Annotated in this window: 2 protein-coding genes (1 of these 2 cut by a window edge); both read left to right on the top strand. The window is 59.1% G+C overall.

Annotated elements, in window-relative coordinates:
- Positions 1-699, top strand: partial view of a cytochrome-c oxidase, cbb3-type subunit III gene (ccoP, locus tag ACIP8I_RS14165; protein WP_400761881.1) — the 3' portion only. 231 nt of this gene lie to the left of the window's left edge; the window shows 699 of its 930 coding nt (coding positions 232-930); its start codon lies off the left edge, out of view; its stop codon occupies positions 697-699.
- Between the two features lie 482 nt (positions 700-1,181).
- Positions 1,182-1,904 (top strand): cbb3-type cytochrome c oxidase subunit I (locus ACIP8I_RS14160; protein ID WP_400761879.1); only part of this gene is annotated, 723 nt, incomplete at its 3' end.

The raw sequence follows: 1,904 nt of genomic DNA, 5'->3' as shown, positions 1-1,904 counted from the left end.
CTGCCCGGCTACGAGGACGGCTGGACCGGCGTGCACGAATGGGAAAAGGAAATGAACAAGGCCGACGCCAAATTCGGGCCGATCTTCGCCAAATTCGCCGCCATGCCGGTGGAAGAAGTGGCGAAGGATCCGCAGGCGCTGAAAATGGGTGGCCGGCTGTTCGCCTCCAACTGCTCGGTGTGCCACGGCTCCGACGCCAAGGGCGCGTTCGGCTTCCCTAACCTGGCCGACAAGGACTGGCGCTGGGGCGGTGACGCCGAAACCATCAAGACCACCATCATGGGTGGGCGGATGGCGGCGATGCCGGCCTGGGGCGAAGTGCTCGGTGAAGCCGGGGTGAAGAACGTCGCGGCGTATGTGCGTCACGAACTGGCCGGCCTGCCACTGCCCGCCGACAGCAAGGCTGACCTGCAAGCCGGACAGCAAGCGTTCAGCACCACCTGCGTAGCATGTCATGGGGCAACCGGCCACGGCACTGAAGCCATGGGTGCGCCGAATCTGACGCACCCGGCCGGATTTATCTATGGCACGAGTCTGACCCAGCTTGAGCAGACCATCCGCCACGGTCGCCAAGGCCACATGCCAGCGCAGAACGAGCTGTTGGGCAACGATAAAGTGCAATTGCTCGCCGCTTATGTGTACAGCCTGTCGCACGGATTGAATACAGAAAAACTGCTTACTGAAGACAACAAACAATAAATATTGCGCACACCTCTGCCGCACCATTCTCGGTGCGGCAGCATCCCGCCCCTTTGCGACGCATTGTCGCACCCCGTCACACCCTCTCCTTTCGGTTCCCCGGATTCGGGTCTACGCTTGCTCGATGCGGACTGGCTTGTGCTGGTTCCAGGTCAACGCTGACTGCTGTGTTCTGCGAACCGGCTGACTGATGTGGCCGCAAACGCCGGTAGATACCGGCTGTCGTGCCATTTACCGTCCGTCACCCGAACTGAGCGTTTGAACACACCCCGTTACAACTGACCTGAACCCCTCGCTTTTTTCGTCCGCTGCGACATTTTGTCCGAGGCCATTTTTGTCCTTACGCGGCGTATGGAAAGGCCGCAGAATCAGCGTTGGAAAGCATTGACCCAGGTCATGGCGCGTTGCAATGACCCCCTGCTCTCTGCATACTTGCGGCCGATTTTAATCCTAATAAAACACCCAAACCGTGGAACCTTAGAATGAGCACAGCAATCAGTCCGACTGCTTATAACTATAAGGTAGTCCGCCAGTTCGCCATCATGACGGTGGTCTGGGGGATCCATGGCATGGGGCTCGGTGTCTACATCGCCTCGCAACTGGTCTGGCCGGAGTTGAACTTCGGTCTGCCGTGGACGAGCATTGGACGCCTGCGCCCGTTGCACACAAACCTGGTGATTTTCGCCTTCGGTGGTTGTGCACTGTTTGCCACTTCCTACTATGTCGTGCAGCGAACCTGCCAGACGCGACTGATCTCCGACAGCCTCGCCGCCTTCACCTTCTGGGGCTGGCAGGCAGTCATCGTCGGCGCAATCATTACCTTGCCGCTGGGTTACACCACCACCAAGGAATACGCCGAACTGGAATGGCCGCTCGCCATTCTGCTGGCCATTGTCTGGGTCTCCTACGGGCTGGTGTTCTTCGGCACCATCACCAAGCGCAAGACCAAACACATCTATGTCGGTAACTGGTTCTACGGCGCGTTCATCGTCGTGACCGCGATGCTGCACATCGTTAACCACGCCTCCTTGCCGGTGAGTTTCTTCAAGTCCTACTCCGCCTACTCGGGCGCGACCGACGCGATGATCCAGTGGTGGTACGGCCACAACGCCGTGGGCTTCTTCCTGACCACCGGCTTCCTCGGGATGATGTACTACTTCGTGCCGAAACAGGCCGAACGTCCGATCTACTCCTATCGCCTGTCG

The sequence above is a fragment of the Pseudomonas sp. NPDC088414 genome (assembly GCF_044753325.1).
Classification (GTDB): Bacteria; Pseudomonadota; Gammaproteobacteria; order Pseudomonadales; family Pseudomonadaceae; genus Aquipseudomonas.
Note: the sequence above shows the minus strand (reverse complement) of the source record. Positions and strands in the feature narration are given on the sequence as shown.